At 70.3% G+C, this 26,326-nt stretch carries 17 protein-coding genes and 2 pseudogenes; 11 read left to right on the top strand and 8 right to left on the bottom strand.

Going from position 1 to position 26,326, the window contains the following annotated elements:
• Positions 1–432: 432 nt before the first annotated feature.
• From ACFXOM_RS34575 to ACFXOM_RS34585, 3 genes and pseudogenes are all read left to right on the top strand, one after another.
• Positions 433–1,296, top strand: coding sequence for a hypothetical protein (locus tag ACFXOM_RS34575; protein WP_385041377.1), 864 nt, complete (start codon positions 433–435; stop codon positions 1,294–1,296).
• 9 nt (positions 1,297–1,305) lie between these two features.
• A pseudogene (locus tag ACFXOM_RS34580) lies at positions 1,306–1,669 on the top strand (hypothetical protein); the annotation flags it as partial.
• Between the two features lie 70 nt (positions 1,670–1,739).
• Positions 1,740–2,391 (top strand): annotated as a pseudogene (locus ACFXOM_RS34585) (class I SAM-dependent methyltransferase).
• A 44-nt stretch (positions 2,392–2,435) separates the two neighbouring features.
• On the opposite strand, the gene ACFXOM_RS34590 reads toward ACFXOM_RS34585, so the two are convergent.
• Both ACFXOM_RS34590 and ACFXOM_RS34595 read right to left on the bottom strand, forming a co-directional pair.
• Complete coding sequence (locus tag ACFXOM_RS34590; protein WP_385041380.1) at positions 2,436–3,077, bottom strand: DUF6879 family protein; 642 nt, start codon at positions 3,075–3,077, stop codon at positions 2,436–2,438.
• Positions 3,070–3,339, bottom strand: coding sequence for a hypothetical protein (locus ACFXOM_RS34595; protein ID WP_384938526.1), 270 nt, complete (start codon positions 3,337–3,339; stop codon positions 3,070–3,072). Before ACFXOM_RS34595 ends, ACFXOM_RS34590 begins: the two co-directional genes overlap by 8 nt.
• A 228-nt stretch (positions 3,340–3,567) precedes the next feature.
• On the opposite strand from ACFXOM_RS34595, the gene ACFXOM_RS34600 reads away from it, so the two are divergent.
• The 4 genes from ACFXOM_RS34600 to pglZ all read left to right on the top strand — a co-directional run bounded on the left by ACFXOM_RS34600 (position 3,568) and on the right by pglZ (position 13,113).
• A complete protein-coding gene (locus tag ACFXOM_RS34600; protein ID WP_384938528.1) occupies positions 3,568–3,978 on the top strand; it encodes a hypothetical protein in 411 nt (136 codons plus the stop codon).
• Positions 3,975–6,113 (top strand): tetratricopeptide repeat protein, encoded by a 2,139-nt coding sequence (locus ACFXOM_RS34605; RefSeq protein ID WP_385041383.1) that lies wholly within the window; start codon positions 3,975–3,977, stop codon positions 6,111–6,113. Before ACFXOM_RS34600 ends, ACFXOM_RS34605 begins: the two co-directional genes overlap by 4 nt.
• A 209-nt stretch (positions 6,114–6,322) precedes the next feature.
• Positions 6,323–10,213, top strand: a complete 3,891-nt coding sequence (locus ACFXOM_RS34610; RefSeq protein ID WP_385041386.1) for a phage resistance protein — start codon at positions 6,323–6,325, stop codon at positions 10,211–10,213.
• Positions 10,210–13,113, top strand: a complete 2,904-nt coding sequence (gene pglZ, locus ACFXOM_RS34615) for a BREX-2 system phosphatase PglZ (protein WP_384938534.1) — start codon at positions 10,210–10,212, stop codon at positions 13,111–13,113. The genes ACFXOM_RS34610 and pglZ overlap by 4 nt, the downstream gene beginning before the upstream one ends.
• Before the next feature lie 47 nt (positions 13,114–13,160).
• Here the strand turns inward: pglZ and ACFXOM_RS34620 are convergent, their stop codons facing one another.
• Both ACFXOM_RS34620 and ACFXOM_RS34625 read right to left on the bottom strand, forming a co-directional pair.
• Positions 13,161–14,207, bottom strand: a complete 1,047-nt coding sequence (locus tag ACFXOM_RS34620) for a CBS domain-containing protein (RefSeq protein ID WP_385041389.1) — start codon at positions 14,205–14,207, stop codon at positions 13,161–13,163.
• Complete coding sequence (locus tag ACFXOM_RS34625; RefSeq protein ID WP_384938538.1) at positions 14,204–16,021, bottom strand: DUF262 domain-containing protein; 1,818 nt, start codon at positions 16,019–16,021, stop codon at positions 14,204–14,206. Before ACFXOM_RS34625 ends, ACFXOM_RS34620 begins: the two co-directional genes overlap by 4 nt.
• Positions 16,022–16,192: 171 nt before the next feature.
• Here ACFXOM_RS34625 and brxD point away from each other — a divergent pair, with 171 nt between their 5' ends.
• Together brxD and ACFXOM_RS34635 are read left to right on the top strand one after the other, a co-directional pair.
• Positions 16,193–17,542, top strand: a complete 1,350-nt coding sequence (gene brxD, locus ACFXOM_RS34630) for a BREX system ATP-binding protein BrxD (protein WP_384938540.1) — start codon at positions 16,193–16,195, stop codon at positions 17,540–17,542.
• Positions 17,542–19,737 (top strand): DEAD/DEAH box helicase, encoded by a 2,196-nt coding sequence (locus ACFXOM_RS34635; RefSeq protein WP_384938542.1) that lies wholly within the window; start codon positions 17,542–17,544, stop codon positions 19,735–19,737. The genes brxD and ACFXOM_RS34635 overlap by 1 nt, the downstream gene beginning before the upstream one ends.
• Positions 19,738–20,024: 287 nt before the next feature.
• Here the strand turns inward: ACFXOM_RS34635 and ACFXOM_RS34640 are convergent, their stop codons facing one another.
• Entirely contained in the window at positions 20,025–20,681 is a 657-nt protein-coding gene (locus tag ACFXOM_RS34640; RefSeq protein WP_384938544.1) for a TetR/AcrR family transcriptional regulator, read from the bottom strand.
• Between the two features lie 137 nt (positions 20,682–20,818).
• Between ACFXOM_RS34640 and ACFXOM_RS34645 the strand changes: the two genes are divergently transcribed.
• The gene (locus ACFXOM_RS34645; protein ID WP_384948243.1) at positions 20,819–21,658 is read left to right on the top strand and encodes a patatin-like phospholipase family protein; all 840 of its coding nucleotides are present in this window, start codon (positions 20,819–20,821) and stop codon (positions 21,656–21,658) included.
• A gap of 294 nt (positions 21,659–21,952) precedes the next feature.
• Here ACFXOM_RS34645 and ACFXOM_RS34650 read toward each other — a convergent pair whose 3' ends face one another.
• Positions 21,953–23,842, bottom strand: coding sequence for a glycoside hydrolase family 15 protein (locus tag ACFXOM_RS34650; protein ID WP_384938548.1), 1,890 nt, complete (start codon positions 23,840–23,842; stop codon positions 21,953–21,955).
• Positions 23,843–24,067: 225 nt separating this feature from the next.
• Positions 24,068–24,544, bottom strand: coding sequence for a hypothetical protein (locus ACFXOM_RS34655; RefSeq protein WP_385041392.1), 477 nt, complete (start codon positions 24,542–24,544; stop codon positions 24,068–24,070).
• Positions 24,545–25,256: 712 nt separating this feature from the next.
• Here ACFXOM_RS34655 and ACFXOM_RS34660 point away from each other — a divergent pair.
• Positions 25,257–25,478 carry a hypothetical protein gene (locus tag ACFXOM_RS34660; protein ID WP_384938551.1) on the top strand — a complete coding sequence of 74 codons (222 nt, stop codon included), beginning with the start codon at positions 25,257–25,259 and terminating at the stop codon, positions 25,476–25,478.
• Here the strand turns inward: ACFXOM_RS34660 and ACFXOM_RS34665 are convergent.
• On the bottom strand, positions 25,450–26,322 hold the full coding sequence (locus ACFXOM_RS34665; RefSeq protein ID WP_385041395.1) for a PhzF family phenazine biosynthesis protein: 873 nt from the start codon (positions 26,320–26,322) through the stop codon (positions 25,450–25,452). The two genes, ACFXOM_RS34660 and ACFXOM_RS34665, sit on opposite strands and share 29 nt — an antisense overlap.
• Positions 26,323–26,326: the final 4 nt, after the last annotated feature.

Genomic DNA, 26,326 nt, shown 5'->3' on the forward strand with positions numbered 1-26,326 from the left:
GTTTGTGTGCCGCGTTTGTGTGTGTGGCGGTGGGGAGGAGGCGCTGGTTGGGGGGGGGGGGGTGTGGTTTTTTGGGCACCCTCCTCCCCCCCCCCCCCCCACCGCCGGCGCAGCGCACCGTTTCGGCTCGATGCCGACCAGGCCCAGTAGCTCGAGCAGATTCCCGCCGAGGCCGTGACGAAGCCCTGCAGGGCGAACCCGCCAGGACCTCGACGCCGTCGTCGCCTGGCTCAGCAACTGCCAGAGATCCGGCGCCGTCGCAGTCCACGGTGGCAGGGCAACGCCGAGCGTCTGACTCCGCTGCAGGGGTTGTGCTGCGACCGGACCCGCCCGTCCACCTTCCCGCCTCCCTGCCGCCGCTCGTACGCGGCGGCCCGGACCAAGCGAGCCGAACTGGGCTACTTCAAGGCGGAGTTACTGTAAATTCCTGCCATGAATCAGGGCAAGGTGAGCGAGAACCCCGAGTTGCGCTTCTCCGCGGTGCTGGTGGGTTCGGCCAGGCTTCCGGGCGTGCGGATCCACCGGGAGACCTACCTCCGGAAGGCGCTGGCACGCTACTGCTCCGAGGAGGAGATCCGCAGGGCGGTCGAGGAGACCCCCGCGGCGGCGGGTATCGCCGCCGACGTTCTGGACCGGGCGGCCGACGATTCCATCCGCTACGAGACCGCCAAGGTCAGCGCTCTCTCAGCCGCTGCCGGGCTTCCGGGCCTCTTCGCCCTCCCCGCCACAGTGCCGGCCGACCTGGCCCAGTACTTCGGCCATATGCTGCGCATCTCGCAGAAGCTCGCCTACCTCTACAGCTGGCCCGACCTGTTCTCCGACGACGGCGATGACGTCGACGACGCGACCATGGGGATGCTCACGCTGTTCTTCGGCGTGATGTTCGGTACCCAGTCGGCGAATGCCGCCGTGGGGAAGGTCGCGGGGATGATGGCGGAGCAGGTCGCCAAGAAGCTGCCGCAGAAGGCGCTCACCCAGGGTGTCGTCTACCCCGTGGTGAAGAAGGTCGCGGCCTACATCGGTGTTCAGATGACGAAGCAGACCTTCGCCAAGAGCGTCTCGAAGGCCATCCCGGTCCTCGGGGCCGCTGTGTCCGGCACGCTCACCTTCACGACCTACCGCCCCATGGCCAGGCGGCTGAAGAAGCACCTCTCCGAGTCGGTTCTGGCGAAGCCGACGCACCACGTCGTGGTCGTGGAGGTCGAGGAGGTCCGCGAGACCTTCGTCCCGAAACCCGCCGAGGGCTCCGCCACCGACGGAACCGCCGCCACGGCGGAGCACCTCCGGCCCTCATAGCCCACCCAGGCCCTGCTGCTGCGCGACCACACGATGGTCCGCGACATGGCCGAACGCGTCCTCGGCAACGCCGTCATGTACACCGTCGGCTGCATGGAGCATCCGGAGGTCCCCCCCGGGCGTCGGCAAGCTCGTCGACATCGGCGTTCACCAACTCATCCTTGACACGCCCGTATGGTGGGCCCTCTGCGACGCGTACAACGAGGGCCGCTACAAGCACCACGCCCCGTTCATCGAGCGCCGCCGCGACGGGCTGTGCCTGCGCACGGCGGACTTCCTGAAGTCCATCGGCTTCGACATCGACGAGGAGCTGTGGGCGATCGACGGCACGGACTGCTCGCCGTGTGACAACAAGGTCCCCGACAGCCACTGAACGGTCCTGCGCGGGCCCCCGTCCTCGGCTCCCGGAGGACAGGGGCCGGCCCTTGCGAAGAGGAATCGCCTTGCCCGCACAGCACGACATCGCCGCCGAGACGCAGCTGTGGGACGCCTTCGCCGCTTCCGCCTTCAAGGACGACGCGGAGCCGAGCTTCTGCTGGACCCAGTACGCCGGACACGGACCCGGCCCGGAGCTACTGGGCGATCCGCGCTCCGTGCTGGAGATCGGCTGTGGCACCGGCTCTCGCCTACCTCGCCGAGCGAGGCATCGATGCCCGGGGTGTCGACCTGTCTCCCGTCATGGTCAAGAAGACCACCGCGAAATGGGGCGGCACCGGCGCAGAGTTCGTGTGCTCCGAGGTACTGGAGTACCTGAGCGAGCACGAAGAGGTGTACGACGCGGTCTACTCGATCTTCGGCGCTGCCTGGTTCACCGACCCGGGCCGTCTCTTCCCCCTGGTCCGCCGGCGGCTCAGGCCCGGCGGCGTCTTCGCGTTCTCGCAGCCGCCTGCCATCCCCGGCGCGTACGGGCCGCAGGGCATGTACAAGGGAGGCTTCGCCGGGAAGGCGATGTTCACCTACCGCTACAGCTCCCGTCCGGCCGTCTGGGAGCGACTGCTCACCCGAACCGGGTTCGCCATGGCTGACGCACAGGTCCTCGACGCTCCTCAGACTGGGCACATCGGTACGCTTCTCGTCCGTGCGGTGGTTCCATGACGGGCCCCCGTGACATGGGGGCGCTCGCCCTCCCACCCCACTGATCACCGCGAGCCGCGAGACCCCCCCGACGCTCCGGTCACCTGCGGCGGCTCCAAAGGGGTGATCTCCCGGTCGAAGAATGCGTGAAATTCCTCGCCGCGTTCGTACAGGGCATCGAATCCCGCGTTCGTCTCTCGGATCAGTGACCGATCGGTGTAGCGGTTGGCTCCGTCCGCGTTTCCGAGGTCGTCGTAGACGACCTCGTACATCACCGCATCGCCGAGAACGACGACCTCCGGAACGGGCTGAATCCGCTCGATGCCCGCAATTTCGCGAGCATCGAGAACCTTGATGTCGTCGCCCACCTCCGCGCGCACCCGCAGGACGTGCAATTCCCATTGCACGTACGGCGTGACCGGAAATTCCACGACGCGAAGACGGCGGTGTCTCACGCCCGATTGCGACGCCCGGCGCAGCTCCTGCGCATACTCCTCACGCCTCTCGTCGGCCAGGGTCAGCGCTCTCTCCCAGTCGCCGGCGGCGAAGGCCTCCCAGCTCGGGAAGCCGCGCTCCTGGAAGTGCTGGCCGCGCTCCAGCTTGTTGAGGAAGTCGATCCCGCCACCGGAGTAGATCCGGCCGAGGTCGGCGTGGTACGTGGGGCGGTCCAGGCGTTCGGAGGCGCCGCCGGGGAAGGAGTCAAACACTGGGGATGTCCGGCTTCGCCGCGATGAGCATGTTCCTCGGGATGACCACCAGTCGTTCGTCTGATCCGATCGAGACCCCGTCGGGCAGGTTCTTGCCGAGTGACTGGGTGAGGTCCCGGCCGATGACGGCGATGTCGCCGTTGGTGAGTTCCCAGATGTCAGGGCAGTCGGGAGTTCCGGTGGTGTTTCCGAGTTCCTGGGGTGATTTTCCAAGCCGCTGCTTGAAACTCGTGGCCGGATCCGCTTCCCATGGCCTGGACATCCCCATCGCCCCCTCGATCGGTCGGGATGCATCACTGTAGCCTGCAGCGGGATGACCTGGCCAGGTGTCAGACCTGGCCCGTAAGGGTATTGGCGAGGACTGATTCCTCCTTGTCCCATGGCGCTCAAGGCAGGAATGAGATTGACCGCAATGGCGATCACGTCACGTCTGACGAGTGACACTTTTCAGTTCCGCTGTCGGAAAATCAGGTGAACGGAGGGGGTGGCTGTGGACGCAGAAGTGGCATTGCTCGCACAGAGCGCGGGGACGACTCTGGTCGCGTTGATGGCGACCGACGCCTGGCAGCACATGCGTGACGGGATCACACGGCTCTGGCGCCGGACGCAACCCGAGCGCGCCGACACCGTCGCCGCCGAGTTGGAGGCCGGACGCGAGGACGTCCTGGCCGCCATCGCGACGGACGACCAGGAAACCCTGGACGAACTGCGCCTTCAGTGGCAGGGCTCGGTCCGGCGGCTGCTGGTAGCCCGGCCTGCCGCCGTCGAGGAACTGCGCGCGCTGCTGGACCAACTCGACCCCGATGGCTCGGCCGCCCGGCAGATCACCCAGCACGCCACCGCGTCCGGTCAGGGCAGGGTCTACCAGGCGGGACGTGACCAGCACATCACCGAGCGATGACAGGTGGCACGGACGGCCACGCCGAGGACCACGGGCGCGTCTACCAGTCGCGGGGCGATCAGCACATCACCGAGCACCACCACCACCACCGCAGTGAGGGTGCGGAGCACGGCGGACCGGACTCGGTGCGACGCCCGGCGGTCGGAAGGTGCCCCGTCGCGCTGCGCGACCGCAGCGAGGTGATGGAACGCCTGCGGGAGAGCGTCGGGGTGGAGTGCGGCGGCCAAGTCTATGTGTTGTTCGGCATGGGCGGCTCGGGTAAGACGGCGGTCGCCTGCGCACTGTTCGAGGAGGTCACCGGGGACCAGGGCCGGGTGGGCCTGTGGGTCAACGCAGCCGACCGCGCGAGCCTGCGCGCCGGCATGCTCGCCGTCGCCGCCGACCGAGGGGCGGCCGACGGCGAACTGCTCGCCGCGCGCAACGGCCTCAGACCTGCCGCCGATCTCGTCTGGAGATACCTCGACCGTTCCGCCGAACCCTGGTTATTGGTCCTCGACAACATCGACGAACCGGAGATCCTGCGGCACGGCAACTGGCTGCGCACCAGCCCGCGCGGCACCGTCCTGGTGACCACACGGCGCGCTGCGGCCCGGTGGTGGCCCGGCGCCGAGTTGCAGCACATCGGCGTTCTGCCCCGTGAGGACGCCGCGCTCGTCCTGCGCGATCTCGCACCGCACAGCGGGACGCCGGAACAGGCGGCGCGGGTCGCGGACCGGCTCGGGCGGCTGCCCCTCGCCCTCACCCTGGCGGGCGGCTTCCTCTCCCACCAGGTCATCGACCCCTGGACGATGGACGCCTACGGGGACCAGCTCGACGGAGACGAAGGGGTCCGGCTGATCGACCGGGGAGCCGACGCGCTGTCCGAAGCGGATCCCCGTCAACTGGTCGGCCTGACCTGGCAACTCACCCTCGACGCGTTCGAGGCGCGCGGGCTGCCCGAAGCGGTGGCCCTGCTCAGACTGCTGGCCCGGTTCGCCGCCGAGCCGTTGCCGCTGACCCTGCTCAACCACGGCGAGATCGGGGACGTGTTGCCTCGTGCCCGCACCGAGACGGCCCTCAGAGCCCTCCTCGACCAGTCGCTGGCCGAACTGGTCGACGCCGCCGGCACGCGCTGCGTGCAGAGTCACGGCATCCTGCTCGACAGCGTCTCGGCGGCCACCGCCGCGGATCTGGTGCCCGCCCTCGACACGACCGCCCTCCGGCTGCTCGACGCGGCCGTGCCCGTCACACCCGACGCGGGGCCGCACGATCCGCGGCTGCGCCTGCTGGTCCCTCACGCGCTGGCCGTGCTACGGCACATCGGCGAGCCGTCCGCAGCCGACGCACTGGCCGTCGCGACGCGGCTGGCGGTCGCCCTGCACCGGACCGGTGACTATCTCTCCGCCTGGGAGACCGCCCGCACCGCGGCGGACCTCGGACGGCGGCACCTCGGCGCGGACCACCGTACTGTGCTCGCCGCACGCTCCAGGGCGGGGCGGGCGCTGTTCCGGCTGGGCAGGTACGCCGAGGCCGAAGTGCAGCTCCACGCTGTCCGGGACATCCAGGAGCGTCTGTTCGGCGCCGACGACCCCGATACCACGGACAGCGGCTACGGGCTCCAACTAGTGCTGGCGAACCTCGGGAGACGCGAGGAATCCGTCGTACTGCTCCGCGACACCGTCGCAGGGCGGCGCTCGGCGCTGGGCGCCGAGCATCCGCTGACCCTGCGGGCCCGCGCCAGTCTGCTGGAGATGCTGCCCGCGGCCGACGTGGTCACCGAGGAAGGCGGCGCGCTGCTCGCGCTGCCGTCGGAGTGTGAGCGGTTCCTCGGCCCCGACCACACCGTGACCCTGGGGGCCCGCCACAACCACGCGTGGGCGCTGTACCTCCTGGGCCGCTTCGAGGAGGCGGACAGCGAGATCCGGCAGGTCGCCGGGACATACGTACGGCGCTTCGGGCCCGAGTACCCCGTCGTGCTCGCAGCCCGGCAACTCCTCTCCCGGACCCGGGCCGCCCTCGGGCACGTGGACGAGGCGATCGCGCTGATGACCGACGTCGTCGAGCGGCGGAAGCGCGGCCTGGGCCCCGAGCACCCCTTCACGGCCGCGAGCCGGCAACTCCTGGACGCCTACCGGTCAGGGCGATGGCGGCCGTAGTGCTTGCGACAGGACGGGGACGGCCGCACGGACGGTGCGCGAGGATATACGGCAGGTGGTCGCCGGGAGTACGGATGTAGGGTGCTGTGCGCAGGCCGTACGGGTGACGTTCAGGACGAGTCGGACCGGCCTCGGGCCCCGGCGGCGGACCCCGCGCGTCCGCGTACGAGCAGCAGCACCGACCACCGTCAGGGAGAGCGAGACCCGTAATGGCCCAGCCGCCCCTCCTCCACGATGTCATCGACATCAAGAAGAAGATCTCCACTTCGGACTTCGTGCTGTCGCTCGCCGAGGCGACGACACCCGAGGGCGCGCAGAACGCGCTCAAGGACTACGTCGTCACCGAGCGGCTGCGGGAGAACTTCGACGAGGCGCTGGCCCTGATCAAGTCCTCTCTCGACGGGCACCGCTCCAAGGCTGCCTACCTGCACGGCTCGTTCGGTTCCGGCAAGTCGCACTTCATGGCGGTGCTGTACGCGCTGCTCAGCGGCGACCCGGCCGCCCGTGCCCGTACCGAGTTCGACCCGGTGCTGACCAAGCACGAGTGGCTGACCACGGACGGCAAGAGGTTCCTGCTCGTGCCCTACCACATGCTCGGCGCGAAGGCCCTCGAGCAGCGGGTGCTCGGCGGGTACGTCACGCACGTCAAGAAGCTGCACCCGGACGCCCCTACCCCGCAGGTGTACCGGACCGACTCCCTCTTCGCCGACATCTTCGCCATGCGCGCGAACATCGGCGACGAGGCGCTCATCCGCGGCCTGGGCGGCGGGAGTGAGGCCGACGACGGCGAGGAGGACGAGTGGGGTGAGGGCTTCGCCTGGACCCCGCAGCTCCTCGACACCGCGCTCGCCGCGGAGGAGGACCACGAGGGGGGCACGCCGCTCAACCTCCGCAACCCCTCAACCCCGGTCGAACTGCGGGCCAAGCTGGTCAGCGACGCCGTCACCAACCTCTTCCCCGGCTTCGCCAGGAACGCGGCCGAGGACGAGCACGGCTTCATCTCCCTGGACGCCGGTCTTTCCGTCATCGCCGAGCACGCCAAGTCGCTCGGCTACGACGGCCTGATCCTGTTCCTGGACGAGCTGATCCTCTGGCTCGCGACCCTCATCCACGAGCAGAAGTTCGTCGCACGCGAGGCCAGCAAGATCACGAACTTCGTGGAGGGCGGTGACGCCCGCCGCGCCATCCCTGTCGTGTCGTTCATCGCCCGCCAGCGCGACCTGCGGGAACTCGTCGGCGAAGAGGTGTCCGGCGCGGCGGAAGCCTCCATCCAGGACACCCTGAATCTCGCCTCCGGACGGTTCGACAAGATCACCCTGGAGGACCGCAACCTCCCGCAGATCGCCCACGCGCGCATCCTCAAGCCGAAGGACGCCGAGGCGGAGCGACTCGTCGACGCGGCCTTCGAGCAGACCAAGAGGGTCGGCACCCAGGTCTGGGACACCCTGCTCGGCTCGGAGAAGGGCACGACCGGCGCGGACGCGGATTCGTTCCGGCTGACGTACCCGTTCTCGCCGGCGTTCATGGACACCCTCGTCCACATCTCGTCCGCGCTGCAGCGTTCCCGTACCGGTCTGAAGCTGATGGGCCAGCTGCTCGCCGACCACCGCAACGAGATCCGGCTCGGGCAGCTCATCCCGGTCGGCGATCTCTACCCGGTGATCGCGGAGGGCGGCGACAAGCCGTTCACCGACAGCCTGAAGGTCGTCTTCGAGGCCGCCGACAAGCTCTACAAGACCAAGCTGCGGCCCTATCTCCTCACCTCGTACGACATCACCGAGGACGACGTCGAGCAGTACGTCAACCGGCCCGAGGCCATCACCGACCCGCAGCGTGCCAACCGCTGCCGTATGTTCGTCGGCGACAACCGGCTCGTGTGCACGCTGCTGCTGTCGGCGCTCGCGCCGAGCGTGCCCGCGCTGGCCGAGCTGACCATCCGGCGGCTCGGCGCCCTCAATCACGGGTCGGTCCTCGCGCCCATCCCGGGCGCCGAGGTCGGCATCATCAAGAACAAGATCGCCGAGTGGGCGGCCAGGTTCCCCGAGATCAAGGAGACCGGCACCGACGCCAACCCCGGCGTACGGCTGGAGCTGTCCGGTGTCGACGTGGACTCCGTCATCGCCAACGCCCAGGTCAACGACAACCCCGGCAACCGGGTCGCCCTCGCCCGGCGCCTGCTGTCCGAGGAACTGGGCGTCGAGCACGGGCAGTTGAGCGATCAGCTCGGCTTCGTGTGGCGCGGAACCGCCCGCACCGCCGAGATCGTGTTCGGCAACGTCGCCGATGAGGACGAGCTGCCCGACCACGACCTGATGCCGCAGGAGGACGGCCGCTGGCGGATCGCGATAGACCTCCCCTACGACGAGGGCGAGTGGGGCCCCGTCGAGGACGTCAACCGCATCCGGCGGCTTCGTGAGCGCCAGCAGGGCGAACGGTCCCGTGTCGTCGCCTGGCTACCCGCCCACCTGTCCGCACAGCGCTTCGCCGACTTCCGGCGTCTCGTCGTCATCGACAAGGCCCTCGCCGACGAACACCGTTTCGACACCCAGTACGCAGGCCATCTCAACGCCGACAACCGCAGCCGTGCCAAGGGCCTCCTCGAAACCCAGCGCGAGGCGCTGCTCAAGCAGGTCAAGGGTGCCTTCAAGCAGGCGTACGGGCTCGCCCAGAAGCAGCCCGCCGACGTCGTGCCCGACTTCGACGACCATCTCGTCCCGCTCCCCGACGTCGACGGCCTCACCCTGTCCTTCGGGCAGAGCCTGCACGACGGCATCCGGCACATCGCGGGCAAGCTGCTCGCCCACCAGTACCCGGCGCACCCCGACCTCGACCCCGATGGCACCGGCATCGCCGTCAAATCCGCCGACAGCCGCAAGGTGTTCACCCATGTGCGGGCCGCCGCCGAGGCGCGGGACGGGCGAGTGGAAGTCCCGGCCGCCGACCGCAAGCTCATGCAGCGAATCGCCGGGCCCCTGCGCCTCGGGCAGCAGAAGGAGGCGTACTTCGAGCTGTCCCGCTACTGGGCCGACCATTTCCGCCAGCTCGCCAGCGCCCAGGGCGTCACCGGAGACCTGTCCCTGATCACCCTGACGGACTGGACGGACAAGCCCGACCCGCGCGGCCTGCCCGACTTTCTCGCCCGGCTCGTCGTCACCGCGTTCGCCGAGATGGACGACCGCGTGTGGGTACGGGGCGGCACCGTTCTCGATCCCGCACCCGAACTGTCCGCGATCAAGGACCATGACGCGCTGCGCAGCCAGCCGCTGCCCGCCGAGTCAGACTGGGACACGGCACGACAGCGCTTCGAGACGATCTTCGGGAAGAAGGCTCCCGCCCTGCGGCGCGGCCGAATGGTCAACCAGTTCGCACGGCAGCTCATCGAGGCCGCCCGCGACCACCGGGACCATGCGGCCGACCTGGTGCACCAGTTGGAGGCCCACGCCTCCTTCCTCGGCCTCGACCAGACCGTCGACACCGGACGGCTCGCCCTCGCCCGCCGCTCCCTACAACTGCTGGACGCGCTCACGGCGGAGGCGGGCAAGGGCGCGGCCGGGGCGAAGAAGACCGTGGAGGCCCTCGCCTCCTTCGACCTGGGCGAGACCAGCGCCGACCGGTACGGGACGTCCATCAAGCAGGCCCGCAGCGTCGCGGAGGCCGTTGCTTCCGCGTCGTGGAGCACCCTCGAACTCGCCGCCGGACTCGGTCCCGAGGGCGCGGCACTACTCGACTCGCTGTGCAACGTGGCCCGCGACGACCAGCGCACCGCGGACCTGTGCGAGGCCTTGACCCGCACCCAGCGCGAGGTCGTCGCCCTGGTCAAGCGCAGCCAGGCCGCCGCCCCGCGGCCGCCCGCGCCCGTCGCGCCGCAGCCCACGGCCGACGACCTGTCCCTGAACACACCGACCAGCGACCCGCGCATCCCGTACACCCCGCAGGAGCCCGCCGCACCGGCTTCCTCCGGCAGTGGCTCCGCGCGGAAGGCCGGTGGTCGCCGTACGACCGTGGCACGCGCTGCCGCCGACCTCCAGGCGGAACTCTCCGAGCTGGCCGCCCGCCACCCCGACGCGACCATCGAGATCACCTGGAAGGTCGTCGAATGACGAACACCGTCGCCGCGGCCCCGGGCGCCGTCCGGCTGAACAGCGCAACCGTCACCCAGTACCTGTCCTCGCAGTCCTCCCTCACCGCCTCCCTGACCGCGGACGGCGGGGGCAGGCGCCGGGTCGTGCTGCTGCGGTCCGCGCCCCAGTGGGACGGGCCCGCCGAACCCGCCTGGGGCGAGGGCCGGACGGCCGGTGTCGCGCCGGCGCCCTCACCGCTCGCCGTCCACGAACTCGTCCTCGACCATCTGACGGGCCGGCGCGCCGGCCCCGCCGTCCTGGTGGTCCTCACCGACCGTGAGCAGAACGAACTCGACCCGGCGATCACCGCCCGCGTCCACAAGCAGCGCATCGACATGGTCGACAGCTGGGACGTCGTGCGAGAGGCGTTCGGCGCCCGGCAGATCGACCCGCGCCTGAAGGACGTCAACTGGGCCGCCGAAGCGTTGCTCGACGCCACCCCGCCAGGCGGTTGGCCGCCGGTGCCCGGCGGCTGGCTGTCCCGGCAGTACGCCCTCACCGCGCTCGCCCAGCGCCGCCTGCGTCTCGGCCGCTACGACACCGAGGGCGGCCCGCGGCGCCCCGGCGAGGACCGGCTCGACGCCCAGACCCTGTTGCACTGGTCGACCCGGCCCGGAGCCCCCGAAGGACTGCTGGGCCTGCGCGGTCCCGAGCGCTCCGGGCTGACCGCCTTCCTCGGCGAGGAGGACCAGGCCGGTCTCGCCGGACGTGCTCTGCTCGCTCTGGTCGACGCCGAGCGCGGCGCGGACGCCGCCGCCTACGGCCTCGTGTGCGCGGCCTTGTGGCAGCACGCCGCACCCGCGCCCGAGACGTATCAGGCCCGGGGGCGTGCCGAACGCTACCTCGGCGACCAGCCTCCGGCCGTCGGCGACCAACTCGACGCACTGGTGGGCGTCTTCGGACGGTCCGCCGAGGAGTACGTGAGCACGCTGCTGACGGCCGGACACCGGGGAGGTGGCGCCGACGCCGACCGGGCCCGCGAGGCGCGCCGCACCAGCGGCATCGTGCTCGACCGGGCCGCCGTGCTGGCCCGCCAGTTCGGCGCGGAGGCGGCCGTCGCGGCGAGCCCCGTCCTGCGCGGCGGACTGGAAGCACGTTGCACCGCCGTCGGCCAGGCCCTCGCGGCGGGCGACACGGCCGCGGTTGTGGAGGCCGTGCGACGGCTCGCGGACCACCGGCTTGCCACCGACCCGGAGGAGTCCGCCCGCATCGAACGCGCTCGCATGGGGCAGCGTCTCGCCCTCTGGCTGGCCACCGACCCGCTCACCGACGCCTCCAGCGTCGGCGCCGCCATACAGCGGCACATCGCCGAGACCGGCTGGGCCGACCTCGCCCTGGAGCACATCGAGGCCGGTGGCGACCCGGACTCCGAGCTCAAGGCCGCCTACGACACCCTCGGCGCGCGTGTCAGGGACCGGCGGCGGCAGATCGACGCGTCCTTTGCGCGCTTGCTGGCCGGCTGGACGGAAGACGGCACCCACCCCGGCGGCATGCTCACCGTCGAGACGTTCCTCGACCGGGTGGTCGGACCCGCCGTCCGGCGTGGGGAGGAACGACGGGTGCTGCTGGTCGTGCTCGATGGCATGAGCGCGCCCATAGCGAACGAGCTCGGCGAGGAACTGCGCCGGTCCTGGGCGGAGTTCGACCCGCTGTCCGAGGGCACACCGCGTCGGCGGGCGATGGCCGCCGCCCTCCCCACCGTGACGGCCGTGTCCCGGACGTCGCTCTTCGCAGGCACTCTGATGAAGGGCACCCAGGCCGACGAGAAGAGGATCTTCCCTGCGCTGAAGTTGTGGAGCGGGGCTCCGGCCGCCGTCTTCCACAAGGACGACCTGCGCACCGAGACCGCGGGCGACACCTTCGGTCCTGTCCTCACAGAAGTGCTCGCCGACGGCAGGACCCATGTCGCCGTCGTCCTCAACGCCATCGACGACCGCCTGGCCAAGGAACAGAAACTCGGCGACGGAACCTGGCGGGTCGACGACGTGCCCGGCCTGCGCGACCTGCTCCGGGTGGCGGCGGCCCAGGGCATGGCGGTGATCGTCACCAGCGACCACGGCCATGTCGTCGACCGGCACGGGACGAAGGTCGACCCGGCCACCGAGCCCGCGTCCGCGCGCCACCGCCTGCCGGGGGGTCCGCTCGCCGAACGGGAGATCGCTCTCACCGGCCCTCGCGTAGTCTGGCCCGAACCCGGCGCGTCCATCGTCGCGCTCTGGGACGCAGACTCCCGCTACACCGCCCTCAAGGCCGGCTACCACGGCGGTGCCTCCCTCGCCGAGTTCACCATCCCGGTGCTCGCCTTCCTGCCGTTCGGGGCGGAACCGCCCAAGGAATGGCGGGAGTTGGGTGATCAGCGGCCACCCTGGTGGGCTCCGGAGGAGGCGGGGAAGCCGGTGTCGGACGAGGGCCCGGCTCAGTCGGCAGGCGCGGTTCCGAAGAAGGGGACGACGAAACCCCGCAAGAAGCAGCCCGATCCCGAGTCGCTGCCCGACGCGCTGTTCGACGTGGCGCTGACCGCCGGGGGAGACGACGCCCTGCTCACCCCGATCGTCGTCTCCCGGACCGAGGTGCTCGTTACGGCGCTGATCGACTCGGAGACATATCAGGTGCAACTCGACGGTCTGGCGCGCAAACCGCAGCAGGAGCAGGTCCACAAGGCACTCGCCGCCCTGCTCGACGCGGGCGGCACGCTGCCTGTGACCGCGCTCGCCCAGCGTGCGGGCATGCCCACCGCCCGGGGCGACGGCTTCGCCGCCGTCCTGAGGCAGCTCCTCAACTACGACGGCGTACAGGTGCTGGAGACCCTGCCGGACGGGCGCACGCTACGGCTCCAAGAGGCGCTGCTGCGTGAGCAGTTCGCCCTCCGAGCGGGCTGACGGCATTCGGGGTGCCTCCGCCGTGCGAGTCGAGGCACCCCGCCGCCTCAGGCCACGAACGCCCGCAGCAGCTTCGCGAACGTCGTCAGCTCGTCGAGCAGCTCCTGCGGAAGCGGCTTCTCGTCGAAGTGGGCGATCCGGTTGCGGATGTCCTTCACTCGTTTCAGGCGGCCGATGAACTGCTCCCTGGGCATGTTGGGCCACTTCAGGGCTTCCCAGTTGGCGTCGGCACGCTCGGCCAGCGATGTCTTCGTCTGGTCGCCGTCCAGGAGCCTCAGATAGTCGCCGAACATGAGGTCGGAGACCTGGCCGGTGCGGTGCTCGGCCCTCTTGTTCGTCTGTACGGCCTTGATGGTCTCCTCGTCCAGCGCCCCTCCCAGGCAGCGGCGCAGCAGGGACTCGATCTCCCCGACGATGAAGAAGGGCCGTGCCGCGCCCTCGAAGCGGTCCGTGACGTCCGCCGCGGTGACGATGCCCGAGAGACAGCCGTCGTCCCCCCGGACCAGGAGGTAGCCGTGCTCGCGGATCACCGGCAGGGCGGAGAAGAACTCCTGGCGGGTGTCGGCGACCGGAAAGGAGTCCTTCTCCATCGCGTTGTCCAGGGTCGGATGCTTGCCCGCCTCGTACATCTTGGCGACGGACCCCCAGGTGACCACCCCGTGGATCTGCGCCATACCGGTGGTCACCGGGACCTGGGCGATGCCCTTCGTGCGCATCAGGAACGTGGTTTGCGCCAGCGGCATACCGGGACCGACGGACACCAGGCCGCGCCGCGCCGACGGAATGTCCCCGAGCAGCAGACGCTGAGGAAGGGCGGCCGAGGGCAGGGCCTCCTCCGTCTCGTCCTCCTCCGCGTCGGCCGGAGCGGCCTGCGCGGGGACGGACGCGAGCGGCACCACGTCGACGTTGCTGCGCTGGCCGCACACGGCGAAGTCCGGCAGCGTCGTGAGACCGGCGTCCGTGAGTGCCTGAGAGATACGGTGCACCGTCCGGTGGTCACGGACCCTGACCCGGAACAGGTCGAGGATGTCCTGCACGGGGACGGTCCTGCCCTTGAGCGCGGCGAGGTCCTGGCCGCTCGGTGTGGTCGTCATCGGGTGTCGCCCTCCGTGAGGTCACGGAGCATGGTCCGCTTGCCCATGGCGGCGTGCACGAGTTCCTGCAATTGTTTGGAGCGGTCGCGGTAGAAGCGCCCGTAGTCGTTGTCGCGGAGTGCCGCCGGATCGATGAGGTGAGTGGCGAGTACGTCGTCGAACCATTCGGGGCGCATGTCGGAGGCCGCGACCATGGTGGACAGGTAGGAGGCCGGTGCCCCGGTCATGTCCATCGCCGCGCGGTAGGACAGCGGAGTCTTGTTCACGATGGAATTCGCGGGCAGGCCCTCACTGTTGCCCCGCCGGAACCATGCCTTGGGGAAGATCTGCCGGACGTCCACGCCGTACTCGTCCAGCCGGCCAGGGCTGAGCGGCCTGTCCGTGTAGTGCCAGTCCACTGCCCCCTGCTTGACCAGCAGGGCGTAGATGCCCTTGTAGGCGGCGCTGTTGCGGGTGGTGAGGCTGTCGAGGCGGTCGGCGAAGAAAAAGGCGTCCGTGACGGTGTCGGGCGCCCGGTCGTCCTGCGCGATCCAGGGGACGAACTGCTCGACGTCACGGGTGAAACGGGTCTCGGTGGAGCCGCCGTACATCTCGCCGAGCACCCCGCACCAGTACCACTGCTCGGTCTTCTCCTCCGCTCCCAAGCCGTCCAGGGCCGTGTCGAGGATGGCGCGGACGGCCGCGAGCGGGACGAGCTGCGTCTGATACGGCAGATCGTTCGGCCGGACAATGCACTGCCGTTCCAGGAAGTCACCCACCCACGCGAAGGCATCGGCGAGTTTCGGCGCCAGCCGGACGAAGTCGGCCAGTGGGAGGTCCAGCAGATCCCGGCGCTTGCACGACACCGTCGCCCCGGTGCCTGCCTGCTTCCGCTCCCAGGTGCGTACCAGCGCGATGGCCTGGAGAAAGTCGATACTGCTCAGCCCGTTCTCGATGCCCCGGTCCAGACGGCCGAAGACCGGGTACTTGGCTGCCAACCCCTGCTTGATCTCCCGCCACACTTCGGGGAGCTGGTAGTAGTCCCCGGTCCGGTCCACGTACTCGCGGTCCCCGGCGTAGGTCGCGGTGAGCAGTTCGAAGACGTTCAGGGGCACACCGCCGGTGTTGACCCGCTCGAACACCGCGCACACGGCGTCCATGGAGGTGGAGGAGGCCAGCCGGATCATCGGGACCTGGAAGGCACGGACCTGCTGGAGGACCGACTCGTCGAACTGGCCCCACAGGTCCCAGTTCCGGTCCTCGTCCGCCTTGATGTACGCCTTCTTCCACTGGTTCACGCGCTGGGCGTCGAAGACGAGGTGCAGAGGGAAGAGGCCAGCCGTGCACTCACCCTCCGTGGTGGTCAGATCCAGCACCACCGTGCGGTTGAAGTCGGTCCGGAGCACCTTGTCCGCCGGGACTGACAGGATGGCTTCGTCGCGGTCTGCGGACGGTCCGACGGCCTTCGCGATGTCGACGTAGTACCAGCGCTCGATGGGCTTGCCCCGGGCGTCCGCGGTTTCCACCGGGGCGTCCAGCCACAGGGCCTGGAAGAGGGAGGTGAGGCGCTGCTGCCCGTCCAGCAGGAGGAGCTCCGCGGCCGGATCCCCGTCCGGGCGTGCTCCGGTGAGCGTCCGGGAGCGGAATCGGGTGGCGCCGCCCGTCTGCAACGTCATCACCACGCCGAGCGGATAGTCCAGCGTCACCGTCGCGATGATGGCGCGGATCCGGTCGTCGTCCCATTTCCAGTTCCGCTGAAAGTCAGGCAGTTGTAAGGAGCCCGACGCCACGTCAGCGAGTACGTCCTTGAGCTTCACATTGTCGAGTGCCGCCATGTTCGTCCCACTCTCACCCTGGCATATGTACGGAGAGTGATTCCAGCAGCGCCTCCAGGTGACCGTCAACCGATTCAACGAACTGGGCGCCTTGCCAGGACGCCGCCGGAGGCGCGGACCCGTCGACGGCCCCCGTACGGGCGTCCCCGGCGAAATGGAAGACTGGTTCCTGTGAGCACCACCGGATCCCAGCGCCCCGCACAGGTGAGCGCCGCCCGCCGCCGTACCGTCATCGACGCGCTGCGGCGCGGTGCCGTGCCGGACAGTGGACTCGACCTACTGGCCACCGGACTCGACCGGTTCGAAGCGGCCCTTGACGCTGAGCTTGATGCCGTAGCGGCCGGCGGCTCCGTATTCAAGGCCGTGCGGGGTGAGTACGGGTCCGGCAAGACGTTCTTCACTCGCTGGCTGGGAGAGCGGGCCAAGCGCCGAAACTTCGCGGTTGCCGAGATCCAGATCTCGGAGAACGAGACCCCGCTGCACAAGCTGGAGACGGTCTACCGACGGCTCACCGAACGGCTCGCCACCTCCAGCTTCCCGCCGAGCGCACTGCGGCCCGTGGTCGATGCCTGGTTCTATGCCCTGGAGGAGGACGCCCTCGCGGCCGGTTCGACCGAGGAGGAGCTTCCGAGCGAGGTGGAGACGCTGCTCGTCGCACGGCTCGCCGAGGTCTCCCGGCACGCCCCGTCGTTCGCCACCGCTCTGCGCGGCTACCGAACCGCCCTCGCGGCCGGCGACGAGGCGACCGCCGCGGCCGTCCTGGCGTGGCTCGGTGGCCAGCCGCACGTCGCCGCCTCCGCCCGCCGGGCCGCTGGGGTGCGCGGCGACCTCGACCACTTCGGCGCGCTCGGGTTCCTGCAGGGGCTTCTCACGGTGCTGCGCGACTCCGGGCACACCGGGCTGTTCGTTGTCCTCGACGAGGTGGAGACACTACAGCGTGTTCGGTCGGACGCCCGCGACAAGGCACTCAACGCGCTGCGGCAGCTCATCGACGAAGTGCACTCGGGCCGCTTCCCCGGCCTCTATCTGGTCATCACTGGCACCCCGGCCTTCTACGACGGCCAGCAGGGAGTGCAGCGACTGGCGCCGCTCGCCCAGCGGCTGGCCACCGACTTCACCACCGACCCGCGCTTCGACAACCCTCGCGCCGTGCAGATCAGGCTTCCCGGCTTTCACCAGAAGTCCCTGGTCGGACTCGGCCTCACCATCCGTGACCTGTACGCCGACGCCGCGGAAATTCCCGAGCGTGTGCGGAAGGTCGTCGACGACGCGTATGTAGCCGACCTCGCGGTGGCCGTCGGCGGGGCGTTGGGCGGGAAGGTCGGAGTAGCCCCCCGGCTGTTCCTGAAGAAACTTGTCGGGGACGTGCTCGACCGCGTCGACCAGTTCGACGACTTCGACCCCCGGAAGCACTACCGGCTCACCGTCGCCGACAGCGAACTCACCGACATCGAGCGGAACTTGGCCGCCACGGTCTCAGGTGTGTCCGCGTCGGCCGATGACATCGACCTGGAGCTGTGATGGCGGACGTGGGACTCTCGGCCGGGAAAGACTCGGGTGACGAGGACGCCGACGTACTGGACCGACTCGACCCCGTCGTTCTGCACCACATCGTCAACACTCTCGGCTGGCCCGATCTGCGCCCCCTGCAGCGAGCGGCGATCACGCCCCTCATCGAGGGACAGGACGCCGTACTGCTGGCTCCGACGGCGGGGGGCAAGACCGAGGCGGCCTGTTTCCCCCTGCTGTCGGCGATGACCGAGCAGAAGTGGACCGGCACATCAGTGCTGTACCTGTGCCCGCTCAAGGCACTCCTCAATAATCTGGTCGGTCGCGTCGACGCGTACGCCCAGTGGCTGGGGCGACGAGCCGCGCTCTGGCACGGTGACACCAAGGAATCGACTCGCCAGCGACTCCGGACCGAGACGCCGGACATCCTGCTGACCACGCCCGAGTCGCTCGAAGCGATGCTGATCGGTGTCAAGACCGACCACGCCCACCTGCTGGGAAGCGTCCGGACCGTCGTCATCGATGAAGTGCACGCGTTCGCGGGGGACGACCGGGGATGGCACCTGCTCGCCGTGCTCGAACGGTTGGAGCGGGTCACCGGACGGCCCATCCAGCGCGTCGGCCTCTCGGCGACCGTCGGCAACCCGGCCCAATTGCTGCACTGGCTGCAAGGCGCGGGCGTGGGTAGTCGCACCGGTCAGGTGGTCGCCCCCGGAGTGCACCTGCCGGCCACCGGCGGTGGACACGGTGACCAGGCGAGTCCCGAGCCGGCCGGCAGGCCTGCGGGCGAGGTGGAGCTCGACTACGTCGGTTCACTCGACAATGCGGCCAAACTCATCGCGGCGCTGCACAGGGGAGAGAAACGGCTCGTCTTCTGCGACTCGCGCCGCCAGGTCGAGGAGTTGGGCGCGGCGCTTCGCGCGCGCGAGGTGACCGTCTTCCTCTCTCACGCCTCGCTCTCCGTCGATGAACGCACCCGTTCCGAGCAGGCGTTCGCCGAGGCCCGCGACTGCGTCATCGTCTCCACGTCAACCCTTGAGCTCGGCATTGACGTCGGTGACCTGGACCGCGTGATCCAGGTCGACTCGCCGGCATCCGTCGCCTCGTTCCTGCAGCGCATCGGCCGCACCGGCCGGCGTCCGGGCACGGTGCGGAACTGCCTGTTCCTCACCACCTGCAAGGACACACTGCTGCAAGCGGCGGGCCTGTTGCTGTTGTGGTCGCGGGGCTGGGTGGAACCGGTCGTCCCCCCGCCGGAACCGCGGCACCTGGTGGCCCAGCAACTGCTTGCCGTCACCCTGCAACAACACAAGCTCGGCGACCAGTTGTGGGACCGGCAATGGAACGGCCTTGTCCCCTTCGACACGTCGGCTGCCCCCATCCTGCGCTTCCTCACCGAGGAGGGCTTCCTCGACAGTGACGGTGGGATGCTGTTCGTCGGCCCCGAGGCGGAACGCCGCTTCGGGAAGAGGCACTTCATCGAACTCACCGCCTCCTTCACCGCACCTCCGCAGTTCACCGTCCTGTCCGGACGCACCGAGATCGGTCGCACCGACCCGAGCGTGCTCACGGAAGAGCGCCCCGGCCCCAGGCGATTGTTGCTCGGTGGACGCAGTTGGCAGGTCACGTACATCGACTGGCTGCGTAAACGTGTCTTTGTCGAGCCGGCCGACGGCGGCGGAATCGCCAAATGGATGAACGGCGGCGTCGCCGGACTGTCGTACGCCCTGACACGCGCCATGCGTGAGGTGCTGCTGGGCACGGATCCACTGGTCTCCCTCACTCGGCGGGCGGAGGCGTGCCTGGCCGAACAGCGCGAATCCGACGCACCCAACACCGTCCACCCGGGCGGCACGCTGATCACACGTGTCGGCTCCGACGTCCGTTGGTGGACCTGGGCCGGCTACCGTGCCAACGCCACCCTGGCAGCCACCCTCCAGCCGGTCACCGACCCCCTGCAACGGCCCACCGACAGCTGGCTGCGCCTACGCGAGGACCTCACCCCGGCCGCCTGGAGCGCGGCCCGTGAGAACATCGGTGAGAATCTCGTCCTGCCCGATGTGGACCGCCGGGCCGTACGTGGCTTGAAGTTCTCCAGCGCCCTCCCGGAACGCCTCGCCGTGGCCACGGTGGCGGCCCGTTTGGCCGACTTCGAGAGCGCCCACTCGGTGCTGGGCGAGCCGACGCGCTTTCAGCACGAAGGCTGAAATGGGAAGCGCCGCCGAGGCCGTTTCAGGCGGACGCCAGCTGCTCCCCTGCACCAACTGCTGCGTCCCACTCCGAGCGCAGCTGTCAACGTAGCCACACCATCACCCCCTGGCGCGATTCCACAGGTCATAGCGTTGGGGTGCTCACCCCGGCCGACAACCCGGCTCGTCTGCCGGATCGGGTGTGCCGGTTCGCGATGGGCCTTCCGGCCTGATCGCGATGCCGAGGCGCGAGAGTTCCCGGTGAAGGGTCGGTCTCCCGGGACGGCGTGTGAGGTTGCAGTCCCTCAACGCCGCTTTTGGGGGCCGAGGTTGAGCAGCACCTCGCCGAGCTGGTCGGAAGTGAGCGCCGGTGCGGGCAGAGGAGGTGCAGCCTGGCTGGTGCGGAGGCCGTCGAGGAGCAGGGCGAGCGGGCGGATCCAGGCGTCCGGGGCGATCGTGGTGAGCGCGGGAACGGCCCGGCCCAGTGCTGCCAGGGTGAAGAGCAGGTCCTCGGTGAGGAGGTCCGGGCGGATCGTGCCCTGTTCCTGACCGCGCCGGAGCAACTCGTCGATGGTTGCGCGATTGTGGGCGTGGATCGCTTCCAGGGACGTGACGCCTTCCAGGTTCGTGGTCATGAGGTCATTGGTGCCACGGTCGGCGGCCAGGCCCGCGAACACGGTTCGTAGGTACTGCGTCAGTCCCGTCCATGCGTCCTCGGCGGTTCGTGCCCGTTCGCCGGCTGCTGCGGTCTCCGTGAGCGCATCCCGGAAGACCTCGTCGACGAGCGCGGCACGGTTCGGGAAGTGGCGGTAGAGGGTGGCGTTGCCCACGCCCGCCCGCCGGGCGACGACATCCAACGGGGCGTCCAGGCCCTGTTCGGCGAACACCTCGCGGGCTTTGTCCATCAGCAGCTTCCGGTTGCGCAGTGCATCGCGGCGCCCTACCGGCGGATGCTCGCCCATCGCGTCTCCCTCTTCCCGCCCCGTACCGGGGAGTCTTCCCCGGTACTGATGCTATCGTCGATCGAGTAAACGGGGATGCCTCCCCGTTTACTCCCCGCGGGCGGGGTGTCCGCGGTCGTTCACGTGGAGGGGGCAGCATGCGCGGCACCGCACTCGTGCTCGGTGGCGGCGGACCGGTGGGCGGAGCCTGGTTGACCGGAGTGCTCGCCGGGCTCACCGAGGCCGGGATCGATCTCGGCAGCGCCGACGTCGTGATCGGTACTTCCGCCGGTGCCGTCTTCGGATCCCGACTCCGGTCCGGCGTCCCGGCCGCGGACCTCTACGAACGTCAGCTCTCCGGAGCAGACGCGGTCCGTCTGCCGGTGACAGTGCGCCAGACAGCGAGCTTCCTCTGGGCGGCGCTCGGCTCCCGCGATCCCCAGCGTTCCGTCGAACGCCTCGCCCGGGCAGCACTTCGCACCCGGACCGGCCCGGAGTCGGACGTCTTCGACGCGGTCGGTGCGCTCCTGGGCGACGTGTCCGACTGGCCGGAGCGGGAGCTGCGGATCGCCGCGGTCGACGCGCAGAGCGGACGGACCGCAGTGTTCGACGCGCACTCCGGGACGACGCTCCTCGAAGCGGTCGCGGCGAGCTGCGCCGTGCCGGTCGTATGGCCGCCGGTCACTGTGGCGGGCCGGCGCTGGATGGACGGCGGCAGTCGATCGACCGCCAACCTCCAGCTCGCACGCGGGTACCGCCGGGTACTGGCGGTCGTGCCGATCCCCCGTGCGGTCGGGCCGCATCCGAGTTCCTCGCAGCAGGCCGCGCAATTGTCCGACGACGGAGCGCGAGTCCTTCTGCTGTCGCCGGACCGCGCCGCGCGCCGCGTGATGGGCCGCAACATGGCAGACGACACACGCCGGCCGGCTGCCGCCCGCTCGGGCCGCGCCCAAGCCGGCGCGCTGGCTTCTTCGGTGGCCGACGTCTGGCACGGGTGAGGTGCGCGAAGCGCGCGTTCCACAAGCTCCTTGACCGCGGGAAGGCGAGGCCGTCTGCCGCAGGGGACCGCCCGCCGGCGAGTGCGCCCGCAGCGCTCCCGGTACCCGGTGACGGCGACTGTGTGCGGGTTCGTCGACTGCGGTCGGGGCGCGAGGACGGGCGGCGCGGCGCGGGGGTGGGAGAACGGCGGCCCGGTCGGGTACGCGGTCCTAAGGCCAAGGCCGGGCGATGGTGGCGAGCATCCGCGCCTGGCCGGTCGGGCCACGTAGCCCCGCTGGTGGTCGTCCTGCCCGTCAACCCAGCGCCCGGTCCAGGTTGAACGCCGCGCTGATCAGGGCCAGGTGGGTGAATGCCTGGGGGAAGTTGCCGCTCTGCTCGCCGGTGCGGCTGATCTCCTCGGCGTACAGGCCGAGGTGGTTGGCGTACGTGAGCATCTTCTCGAAGGCGAGGCGTGCTTCGTCCCGGCGGCCCGCCCTGGTCAGGGCCTCGACGTACCAGAACGAGCAGATCGAGAACGTGCCCTCCTCGCCGCGCAGCCCGTCCGGACTGGCCTGTGGGTCGTAGCGGTACAGCAGCGAGTCGGAGACCAGTTCCTCGCCGAGCGCGTCCAGGGTGGACATCCACTTCGGGTCGGTCGGCGAGATGAACTTGGCCAGCGGCATCATGAGGACGGCGGCGTCGAGCACGGTTCCTCCCTCGTGCTGGACGAACGCCTTGCGCTCCGGAGACCAGCCGTGCCGCATGATCCGCCGGTAGATCGTGTCCCGCGCGTGCGCCCATCGGACCTGGTCGGAGGGCAGCCCCCGGCGCTGGGCCATGCGCATGCCCCGTTCGATCGCCACCCAGCACATCAGTCGCGAGTAGAGGAAGTTCTTGCGGCCGCCGCGGGTCTCCCAGACCCCCTCGTCGGGCTGGTCCCAGTTGTCGCACACCCAGTCGACCAGATCGCACACGGTGTCCCAGTGCTCGCTGGAAATCGGCTCGCCCCATTTGTCGTAGAGGTAGATCGAGTCGATGAGCGCGCCGTAGATGTCCAGCTGCAGCTGGTCCACGGCACTGTTCCCGACCCGGACGGGAGCGGAGCCCAGGTGGCCCTCGAGGTGGGGGAGCTCGCGCTCGGGCAGGTCGCAGCGGCCGTCGATGCCGTACATGATCTGCAGCGGTCCTTCGGCGCCGCTGTCGTGGCAGGCGTACTCGGTGAGGAACCGCATGAAGGCCTTGGCCTCGTCGGTGAAGCCCAGCCTGAGCAGGGCGTAGACGCAGAAGGCCGCGTCCCTGATCCAGACGTAGCGGTAGTCCCAGTTGCGCTCGCCGCCGACCTGCTCGGGCAGGCTGGTCGTGGGCGCGGCGACGATGGCGCCGGTCGGGACGTAGGTGAGCAGTTTGAGGGTGAGTGCGGACCGGTGCACCATCTCGCGCCACCGCCCCCGGTAGCGTGACTTCGACAGCCACCGCCGCCAGTAGCGCACCGTCGCCTGGAACAGGTCATCGGCCTCGGCGAGGGGGCAGGACCGTGGTCCGACCTCGCCGCCGACCCGGTCGAGGGCGAACACGGCGGCTTCGCCCTCGTGCAGCTTGAACAGCGACCACACGTCCCGGCCGTCGTGCTCGACGGGAACGCTGGCGGTCAGTGCGAGGGACAACGACGGAGACTCGAAGACCGGGCAGCCCTGCTCGACCCGTACGGTGTGCTCGTCTGCGCCGTAGCCGAAGCGGGGCGCGACCCTGGCCCGGAACGGCAGTGACCCGCGGACGCAGATCACCCGGCGGATCAGTCGGTGCCGGTCCGCCTCGCGTGAGTCGTCGGTGATCGGCATGAAGTCCTGGATCTCGCCTACTCCGTCGTCCGCGATGAAGCGCGTGATCAGTACGTTCGTGTCCGGGAAGTAGAACTGCTTGGTGCGGGTCGGGACGTCGGGGGAGAGCTCGAAGCAGCCTCCCTTCTCGGCGTCGAGGATCGACGCGAAGACGCTGGGCGCGTCGAAACGGGAGCAGCAGTACCAGTCGATGGTTCCGTTCGTGCCGACCAGGGCGGCGCTGCGCAGGTCCCCGATCAGTCCGTGCTCGGACACGGGCAGGTAGCGGGGGCTGCTGGCGCTGCCGGGAGCGCGAGCGGGATCGGGGGCTTCCTTGATGGTAGGAGCCTCAGCAGTCACGGGGTTCTCCCTCCGCCGGGGCGGCATGTACACCCGTACCTCTGTTCTTCAGGTTAGTCCGCCCCGGGGCCCGGTGACCGCCGGTGGTGGTTCCGGGGGCGGGGGCTCGCGCGGAGCGTGCGGGGCGCGCCGGAGAAGGGGCGGGAGAGAGGCGGAGGGGCGGGAGCGCAACACGGAGGGGCGACGACACCCCTGGGGGAGGGGGTGTCGTCGCCCTGGAGGGGGCCCGAGCCCTTCGGGGCCGTCGGGCGGCTAGAAGACGAAGGGGCCGGGGTCCTGCGGCGAGGTGGCGTTGCAGGTCACGGTGAAACCGAAGACCACGATCGTGAGTGATGTCGCTTCAAGGCTGTCACCTGCGGCGACCTCGCCCGTGAGCGGTCCGGTGGACACGGCCCCGCCCGCCGGGACGGCCGGGTTGGCGTTGCCGGTGAACGTCGCCGAGTCGGAGCCGTTCTTGGTCAGGGTGAGGGTGGAGCTGACCGAGTTCGCGTCGATGGGCCAGGGCGACGTGAGGGCGGAGGTGGAGAGCTCGATGGTCGCGGTCGTGCCGTCCTGGGCGGCCGTGAGGGTCGCCTGGCCGGAGCCGATGGATCCGCAGTCGAACGCCAGCGTTGCCGTCGTCGGCTCGACCGCGTTCGCCGGAGCCGCGGCGAGGGTGCCGGCGGCTGCCGCGGCCAGCAGCGCCGTGCCGAGTCTCATGGCGCGGTGTCTCGTGGTGCGGTGCTTCATGGTCCCGCCTTTGGTGTGTGGGGGTCACGGGGTGTGGTGTCACCGGCCGGCCGTCGCACCGCGCGCCGGGTCCGGGGGTGTGACGCCGTGCGGGTCAGGGAGGAGGGCCTGTTCGCGGGCGGTGGACGCCGGTGCGGTGAGTGTTGACGGGCAGTCAGTGACCGGCTCATTGCCGCAGGAACCCGCCGAGAATGCAAGGCCGTTCACCCGGGACGGATGCGCGAACGGCCAAAAAGGGACCCCTTCCACGACGCCGGGGGTGGGCACGGCGGCGCCGCCTCGGGACGGGGTGCGCGGATGCCGTGCGGGACCACGCTTTCCTGGCTGGGCTGGTGCTGGTGCCGGTGGACTCGGGAGCGTCGTGCGGGCGCACGACCGCGACGGGTCGGAACGCGCCTGCGTGCGGCTGCACCAGACGTTCCGCGTGGTGCAGCCGTGGAACTCCGCCGGCCGGACGGCGGCTCGCGACCCTGCCGACGGACGTGCCGCACGTGCCGCGAGCCGAGGCCGCCGTGCTGCCTGGGGCTGCCGTGCTGCTCGGGGTGGCTGTGCTGCCCGGGGTCTCGTGGGGAGCGGGTGCCGATGGCGGAATCTGCGCGTCCGGCGAGCCCGGCGGGACCGGTGAGGCGCATGCGACGGCAGCGACCGTTGGCGAGTATGCGGCGGTGGCCTTCGGCGAGCATGCGGCAGCGGAACGGGGGACGAGCAGCGGGTGGCGACAGAGGCAGCTGTCCGCGACCCGGCGGACGGCGGATGCGCCGACCGGACCGCCGAGCGGGCCGGGTTCGAGCCCGTCATCGGCTGGTTCGCGCTGCCGCAGTGGGCGATGGCGGTCCTCGCCGTGCTCGAGGCCGAGGACGTGCGCCCCCGCCGTCACCGGCGGCGGCGTACCGGCCCCTCGTCCCTCAGCCGATCCGGGCCGCGGTGCCGCTGACCCGTACCCGTGGGTCGCCGGCGCGCAGCGACACGGTGAGGACGCCCGGGCGCCCCAGGTCGCCGCCCTGGTGCAGGGTGAGGAGGGCGTCTTCGGGCACCAGCCCGAGTTCGCGTGCGTACGCACCGAACGCCGCGGCCGCGGCACCGGTCGCCGGATCCTCGACGACGCCGCCCACGGGGAACGGGTCGCGGACGTGGAAGACGGTGGCGGACTCCCGCCAGACCAGCTGGACGGTGGTCAGGTCCAGTCGGTGCATCAGGGATTCGAGGCGCGCGAAGTCGTACGCGAGGTCCGTGAGCCGCGCACGGGTCGTGGCAGCGAGGACGAGGTGCCGGGCCCCGGCGAAGGAGATCCGGGGCGGGAACGCGGGGTCGAGGTCCGCGGCCGGCCAGTCGAGCGCCGCGAGGGCCTCCGCGAGGTCGTCGTCGGAGACCGCCTCGACGTGTGGTACCACGCTGGTGAGCGTGGCCCGCAGGACCTCGTCCTCCTCGACCACCGACACCGGGACGTTCCCGGACCGGGTGGCGAACACCATGTCCCCGGGGCCGGTCCGCTCGGCGAGCGCGACGGCGGTGGCGACCGTGGCGTGGCCGCAGAACGGCACCTCCGCCCTGGGGCTGAAGTACCGGACGGTGTGGGTCGCCCCCTCCGCACCGCTCCCCTCGGGCGGGGCGGTCAGGAACGCGGACTCGGAGTACCCCAACTCGGCGGCGACGGCGAGCATGTCGTCGTCCGACATGCCGGTGGCGTCGAGCACGACCCCTGCGGGGTTCCCGCCCGCGGGGTCGCTCGAGAACGCGGTGTAGCGGAGTACCTCGGGAGCACGCTCGTCGATCGTCATGATC

The sequence above is a fragment of the Streptomyces sp. NPDC059169 genome (genome assembly GCF_042755225.1).
GTDB lineage: Bacteria > Actinomycetota > Actinomycetes > Streptomycetales > Streptomycetaceae > Streptomyces.